The organism is Salinivibrio sp. IB282 (assembly GCF_001995685.1).
GTDB lineage: Bacteria > Pseudomonadota > Gammaproteobacteria > Enterobacterales > Vibrionaceae > Salinivibrio > Salinivibrio kushneri.
Genome location: NZ_MUET01000098.1, coordinates 1 through 6723, shown reverse-complemented (window position 1 = coordinate 6723; position 6723 = coordinate 1). Strand labels below are relative to the sequence as shown.

Here is a 6723-nt window from a genome sequence, read left to right as displayed (position 1 = left end):
ATTGAGGGGAGCTGCTCCTAGTACGAGAGGACCGGAGTGGACGAACCGCTGGTGTTCGGGTTGTGTCGCCAGACGCATTGCCCGGTAGCTAAGTTCGGCACAGATAAGCGCTGAAAGCATCTAAGCGCGAAGCTGGCCCCGAGATGAGTCATCCCTAGAGCKTCGAGCTCTCTAAAGGGTTGTCGTAGACGACGACGTTGATAGGCAGGGTGTGTAAGCGCTGTGAGGCGTTGAGCTAACCTGTACTAATGGCCCGTGAGGCTTAACCATACAACACCCAAGCGGTTTTGGGTTGGACTTAAAATAAGCCAGTTGATTGTGGCGAGAACGAAACAGCTTTCTAGATTCGTGTTTTGACTGAAAAGTGAAGACACACCAAATTTTGCTTGGCGACCATAGCGCTTTGGACCCACCTGACTCCATGCCGAACTCAGTAGTGAAACGAAGCAGCGCCGATGGTAGTGTGGGGTCTCCCCATGTGAGAGTAGGACATCGCCAGGCTTTGATTATAAATTGCGCCTATTGCCTGTGATTTTTGATAGCTGCGATGCTCATGTATTGGCATACACCGTGCTTCTCGCTTCAAAACTCTCTGCGCATAGCTCGCAATTTAAGCATCAAAGCAGATATGCGTAAGACTTTGATGAGAAAATACAGAGCCCTGACCTTATGGTCGGGGCTTTTTTGTATCTAAACCAACATTGTCCGCGTTTTGCTTCAATAACCTGCCGCCTCAAACTCTCTCGTTATACATCGACAAGCGTGTGGCTGTTCTCACTCAACGCTGAAGCCGAGAGTCGATTCCAATATTACTCGGTGAAGCGCGCTTTTCACCGGTAATCTATAGACATAAAAAAACCTCCTTGGCGGAGGTTTTGATTATCAAGCTTTTTGACTTGCTATTACGCTGGGTTCTTAGCGATAAGTTTTCTTGTTCGCTCTGCAGGTTCTTCGAGTCCAAGCTTTTCATAGGCTTTCAGCATCAAAGATAACGATGCGCGGGCTGCCTCTGTATCAGGGAAGTCACGCTGCAACGCTTGGCAACGGTTAACCGCGGCAACCCATGCTTCGCGACGGATGTAGTAATCAGCGGCGGCGAGCTCATAGTTGGCAAGGCGGTTTTTCAATGCGGTCATCCGCGCTTTGGCATCTGCGGCATATTCACTGTTGGGATAGCGCTCAAGTAAGCGACGAAAATCGGCAAAGGCTTTACGTGCTGGTTGCGGATCTCTGTCATCCCGCTCCATACGTAAGATATCGTGAATGAGGCTACGATCTTGGCCCATATGGACAAGACCACGCATATAAACCACCCAGTCACCTTCTGAGTGCGCTGGGTGCATACGCATAAAACGATCGATCGTGGCTTCGGCCAAAGCCAAGTCATCATTTTTGTAATATGCATAAATAAGGTCCAGCTGCACTTGATCAGAATAAGCACCAAAAGGATAGCGYGAATCTAGTGCTTCCAGCTTTTCAATCGCGGTTATCCAAGCCCCTTGATTTAACTGCGCTTCAGCATCCTGATACAGTTTGGATGGCGGATCGTCTTGAACGACTTGGTCGTTACTTGAACAACCGGCGAGTAGAGAGGCTGCGAGTAGCGCAGTCAGGGTTAGGCGTTTCATGGGTTATCGCACTTCCTTGAAAAGTTTTTATGCCATCTGGATTACGGTCGCAGCGGCAAACAGATACAATGTCATTATTCCGGCTATTTTATCCAGTGACAGGCGACTATAGCAAAAGGCGTTTGCAGGCGATATGCCAAGCGCCACTATAACGACTGTCGCAAGGGTTTAGTCATAGAAATCACAGAAAAGTTCGATATGGCACAACAGATAGAGTTATCCCATCAGATCCAAGATCATCAACTAGGTCAGCGGCTCGACCAAGCTATCGCTGAGCTGTTTCCTGATTACTCGCGCTCTCGGATCAAAACCTGGATCCAAGCCGGTCAGGTGTCACTCAATGGCGTGGCCATTGATAAACCGCGTCAAAAAGTGATGGGAGGAGAAAGCGTCGAGATCACTGCGGAAATCGAGGATGATGACCGTTGGATCCCGCAAGATATTCCGCTCGATATTGTCTATGAAGATGACGACTTGTTGGTGATTAATAAACCTGCGGGGCTGGTTGTTCACCCAGGCGCAGGTTGCCCTGATGGTACTTTACTGAACGGTCTTTTGTATCGTTATCCGCAAATAGGAGACGTACCTCGAGCAGGGATCGTCCATCGTTTGGACAAAGACACCACGGGATTAATGGTGGTCGCAAAAACTATTCCGGCACAAACCCGTTTGGTGCGTGCGCTACAGAAGCGGAAAATTACCCGTGAGTATGAAGCGATTGCGATTGGTAATATGACTGGTGGTGGTTTGGTGGATAAGCCGATTGGCCGCCACGCAACGAAACGCACCCATATGGCGGTGCATGAATTAGGTAAGCCCGCGATCACCCATTATCGCGTGGCCGAGCATTTTCGTGGCCACACGCGGTTACGTTTGCGCTTGGAAACGGGCCGGACCCACCAGATCCGTGTCCATATGGCTTACTTGAATCATCCCTTAGTGGGCGATCCGCTATATGGTGGCAAGGCTAAACCGCCTCGTCATGCCGATGATGCGCTCATCCAAGGCTTACGCCAATTCCGGCGCCAGGCGCTACATGCGGCCATGCTACGTTTAGATCATCCGGTCACTGGCGAGCAAATGGAATGGCATGCTCCGATTCCAGATGACATGGTCGCACTGACTGAGCTGCTAAGGGATGATCAAAGCCAATATGGAGAAGAGGAATACTGATGCGCTACCTCGAGCCCGACTGGCCTGCCCCAAGCAATGTGCGTGCGCTGACGACCACGCGTGTTGGTGGCGTGAGCCATGGGCGCTTTTCGAGTTGGAACTTGGGTATGCATGTTGGCGACGCACCTGATGATGTTGCCAAAAACCGACTGCTACTCGCAAAGCAGGTCGAGGGCGATATTACCTGGCTGGACCAAGTACATGGCACGCAGGTCGTGCACCTTCCAAGTGAAGATCCTCACCCTGAGGCAGATGCGGCCTTCGCCGAAACAACAGGCCAAGTCTGTACCATCATGACGGCTGATTGCTTGCCAGTACTTTTTTGCAGTGACGATGGTCAGCAAGTCGCGGCGGCCCACGCAGGTTGGCGCGGATTATTGAATGGTGTGCTGGAATCGACATTATCGATGTTTGAGGCGCCAAGCCGATGCCTCGTTTGGCTGGGGCCTGCGATTGGCCCCCAAGCTTTCGAGGTGGGGGAAGATGTGTATCAGGCATTTACCACTTTGTCACCGGAAGCCAAGGTCGCCTTTATGCCTACCGACAGCCACAAGTACTTAGCTGATCTTTATATGCTCGCGACGCAACGACTCCAACAGGCTGGCGTTACTGCTGTTTATGGTGGGGAGTTTTGTACCTACCAGCAGGCGGATCAGTTTTATTCGTATCGACGAGATGGGCAAACAGGCCGGATGGCAACCTGCATTTGGCGGGTGAAATAAAAGCGACAAAGGTGCTTGAAAAGCGCCGCAATCGTGCCCATTTATTCATCAACTAGAGGTGTTAAGTGGGAGGAACTATGCGCCTTGACCGATTTACGAGTAAATTCCAAATTGCGATTTCTGATGCACAATCACTCGCATTAGGGCGAGATCACCAATACATCGAGCCTGTTCACTTGATGACCGCGCTCCTGAACCAAGACAGCAGTGCCATCCGCCCGTTATTGACCATGCTGAACGTGGATGTGAGCCAGTTGCGTTCCAGTCTCTCTGAGTTATTAGACCGACTACCACAAGTCACTGGCACGGGGGGCGAAGTACAGCTTTCAAACCACCTAGGCACGCTTTTTAACCTGTGCGACAAAATCTCGCAAAAGCGTAAAGATAAATATATCTCGTCAGAGCTTTTTGTTTTGGCGGCGGTGGAAGACAAAGGCCAGTTGGGAGATCTGTTGCGTAGCCACGGGTTGACGTCGCAAAAGGTTGAAGAAGCGATAGAGAAAGTCCGTGGCGGCCAGCAAGTCGATGATCCGAATGCGGAAGAGAATCGTCAAGCCCTCGAAAAATTCACCATTGATCTTACTGAGCGTGCAGAGCAAGGCAAGCTCGACCCTGTTATTGGCCGTGATGATGAAATCCGTCGTACGGTGCAAGTGTTACAACGCCGCACCAAGAATAACCCAGTGCTGATTGGTGAGCCCGGTGTAGGTAAAACCGCGATCGTTGAAGGGCTTGCCCAACGCATTGTGAATGGTGAGGTGCCAGAGGGGCTTCGCAGTAAACGCGTTCTCTCTCTCGATATGGGCTCATTAGTTGCTGGGGCGAAGTATCGAGGTGAGTTTGAAGAGCGTCTAAAAGCGGTACTCAACGAGCTTGCCAAAGAGGAAGGTAATGTCATCCTCTTTATCGATGAACTGCATACCATGGTGGGTGCAGGCAAAGCTGAAGGGGCCATGGACGCGGGCAACATGCTTAAGCCTGCCTTGGCACGTGGTGAACTCCATTGTGTTGGGGCCACCACGCTGGATGAGTATCGGCAGTATGTGGAGAAAGATGCGGCATTAGAGCGTCGTTTCCAAAAAGTATTGGTGAGTGAGCCGAATGTCGAAGACACGGTGGCCATTTTGCGAGGCCTCAAAGAGCGTTATGAATTGCATCATGCGGTAGAGATTACCGATCCGGCTATCGTTGCTGCTGCGAGCTTGTCACACCGCTATATTGCCGATCGGCAACTGCCAGATAAAGCCATCGATCTGATTGACGAGGCCGCTTCCAGTATTCGGATGCAAATAGACTCAAAGCCAGACTCACTCGACAGGCTTGAGCGTCGTATCGTGCAACTGAAGATAGAGCAGCAAGCACTGGAAAAAGAAGAAGACAGTGCGAGCCAAAAGCGCTTAGAAACGCTTCGCGACGAGTTAGAAGCAAAAGAGCGTGAGTACGCAGAATTGGAAGAGGTCTGGAACACTGAAAAAGCTGCCGTGTCTGGTGCACAACACATTAAAGCAGCGTTAGAGCAAGCACGTACTGACATGGAAATCGCTCGTCGAGCGGGTGATTTGAGCCGGATGTCAGAGCTGCAATACGGAAAAATTCCGGAGCTTGAGAAGCAGCTGGATCTTGCCAGTCAGGCAGAGATGCAGGAAATGACATTGCTTAAAAACCGTGTCACGGATGCGGAGATCGCAGATGTCATTGCACGCCAGACAGGTATTCCAGTCTCGCGCATGCTGGAAAGCGAGAAAGAAAAGCTACTTAAAATGGAGTCAGCGCTTCACGAGCGTGTGGTTGGCCAAGATGAAGCGGTCAGTGCTGTCGGCAACGCCATTCGCCGCAGCCGAGCGGGCTTGGCGGATCCGAATCGCCCGATCGGCTCATTCCTCTTCCTAGGGCCAACGGGGGTAGGTAAAACCGAGCTATGTAAGTCACTTGCCGAGTTTATGTTCGATAGCCGAGATGCCATGGTTCGGATTGATATGTCCGAATTTATGGAGAAGCACTCCGTGGCTCGCCTTGTGGGGGCGCCTCCAGGCTATGTGGGTTATGAAGAAGGTGGCTACCTGACCGAAGCGGTACGTCGTCGCCCTTACTCTGTCATTCTGCTCGACGAGATAGAGAAAGCCCACTCGGATGTGTTTAATATCTTGCTACAGGTGCTGGATGATGGTCGCCTGACGGATGGTCAAGGCCGTACCGTCGACTTTCGCAATGCGGTGGTGATCATGACGTCAAACCTTGGCTCAGAGCAGATTCAGGCGCATTTCGGTGAACTGGACTATGCGGGTATAAAACGCACCGTGATGGAAGTAGCTGCCAATCATTTCCGTCCAGAGTTTATCAACCGAATCGATGAAGCGGTGGTTTTCCATCCATTAGCCGAAGACCACATCAAAGAGATTGCGGGTCTACAGATGCAAGAGCTGGCTCACCGTATGGCCGAAAGAGACTTTAAGCTTGAGGTCTCAGACGCAGCCTTGGCAAAAGTGGCTAAAGGTGGCTTTGACCCCGTCTATGGTGCGCGTCCACTCAAACGTGCTATCCAGCAGACAATTGAAAACCCGCTTGCTCAGCAAATTCTAAGTGGCGAGCTGATACCAGGGCGGCCTGTTTTCCTTGATGTTGAAAACGACCAAATCATCGCAAAACAGGACTTATAAGTACTTATCGGACGAAAGCCACCAATTTTAGGTGGCTTTTTGCCGTGTTTTAGCGTGGAAATGCTCAGTAATAATGCATGTTGTTGGGTTTTTGTTCGCCTGAAAATTTTTTCTTAAAAACCCCTTGCGTCACAAAATTACCTCTCTATAATGCGCTTCTCGTTGGCACGGCAAACCGCGCTAACAACGGCAAAACAGCCAAGCAAACAAAACGCTTGACTCATTGCCAAAGTGGCGTAAAATGCCACTCCCGCTCAAGATTGAGCGGCGCTCTTTAACAATTTGACCTATGCAATCTGTGTGGGCACTCGTTGAGAATAGACAAAAAGATTTATTCGATGAACTGAGTGACCAAACGACAACTTTTATAGTTGTTCGGCACAGTCAATTCGTTTGTCTCTTCGGAGATAAACAGTAATCAGTATTCATTGAGCAGTTTCTACGGAAACACCAAACTTAAATTGAAGAGTTTGATCATGGCTCAGATTGAACGCTGGCGGCAGGCCTAACACATGCAAGTCGAGCGGAAACGGCAGCATTGAA

At 50.5% G+C, this 6723-nt stretch carries 4 protein-coding genes and 3 rRNA genes; 6 read left to right on the top strand and 1 reads right to left on the bottom strand.

The features are described 5' to 3' along the window. Together BZG14_RS14225 and rrf are read left to right on the top strand one after the other, a co-directional pair. Positions 1–270, top strand: a 23S ribosomal RNA gene (locus BZG14_RS14225); the annotation flags it as partial. A 115-nt stretch (positions 271–385) separates the two neighbouring features. Beyond that, positions 386–501 (top strand): 5S ribosomal RNA (rrf, locus tag BZG14_RS14220). A gap of 401 nt (positions 502–902) precedes the next feature. Here the strand turns inward: rrf and bamD are convergent. Continuing rightward, positions 903–1628, bottom strand: coding sequence for an outer membrane protein assembly factor BamD (bamD, locus tag BZG14_RS14215; RefSeq protein WP_077609037.1), 726 nt, complete (start codon positions 1626–1628; stop codon positions 903–905). A 198-nt stretch (positions 1629–1826) separates the two neighbouring features. Between bamD and rluD the strand changes: the two genes are divergently transcribed. The 4 genes from rluD to BZG14_RS14195 all read left to right on the top strand — a co-directional run. Continuing rightward, positions 1827–2801, top strand: coding sequence for a 23S rRNA pseudouridine(1911/1915/1917) synthase RluD (gene rluD, locus BZG14_RS14210; protein WP_077459643.1), 975 nt, complete (start codon positions 1827–1829; stop codon positions 2799–2801). Then, positions 2801–3523 carry a peptidoglycan editing factor PgeF gene (gene pgeF, locus BZG14_RS14205; RefSeq protein WP_077609036.1) on the top strand — a complete coding sequence of 241 codons (723 nt, stop codon included), beginning with the start codon at positions 2801–2803 and terminating at the stop codon, positions 3521–3523. The genes rluD and pgeF overlap by 1 nt, the downstream gene beginning before the upstream one ends. Positions 3524–3600: 77 nt before the next feature. Further along, positions 3601–6180 (top strand): ATP-dependent chaperone ClpB, encoded by a 2580-nt coding sequence (gene clpB, locus BZG14_RS14200; protein ID WP_077487173.1) that lies wholly within the window; start codon positions 3601–3603, stop codon positions 6178–6180. Positions 6181–6638: 458 nt separating this feature from the next. Continuing rightward, positions 6639–6723 (top strand): 16S ribosomal RNA (locus BZG14_RS14195); the annotation flags it as partial.

Coding starts and splice junctions, on each gene's coding strand:
- rluD (WP_077459643.1), top strand. CDS start 1,827: ATGGCACAACAGATAGAGTTATCCCATCAGATCCAAGATCATCAACTA.
- pgeF (WP_077609036.1), top strand. CDS start 2,801: ATGCGCTACCTCGAGCCCGACTGGCCTGCCCCAAGCAATGTGCGTGCG.
- clpB (WP_077487173.1), top strand. CDS start 3,601: ATGCGCCTTGACCGATTTACGAGTAAATTCCAAATTGCGATTTCTGAT.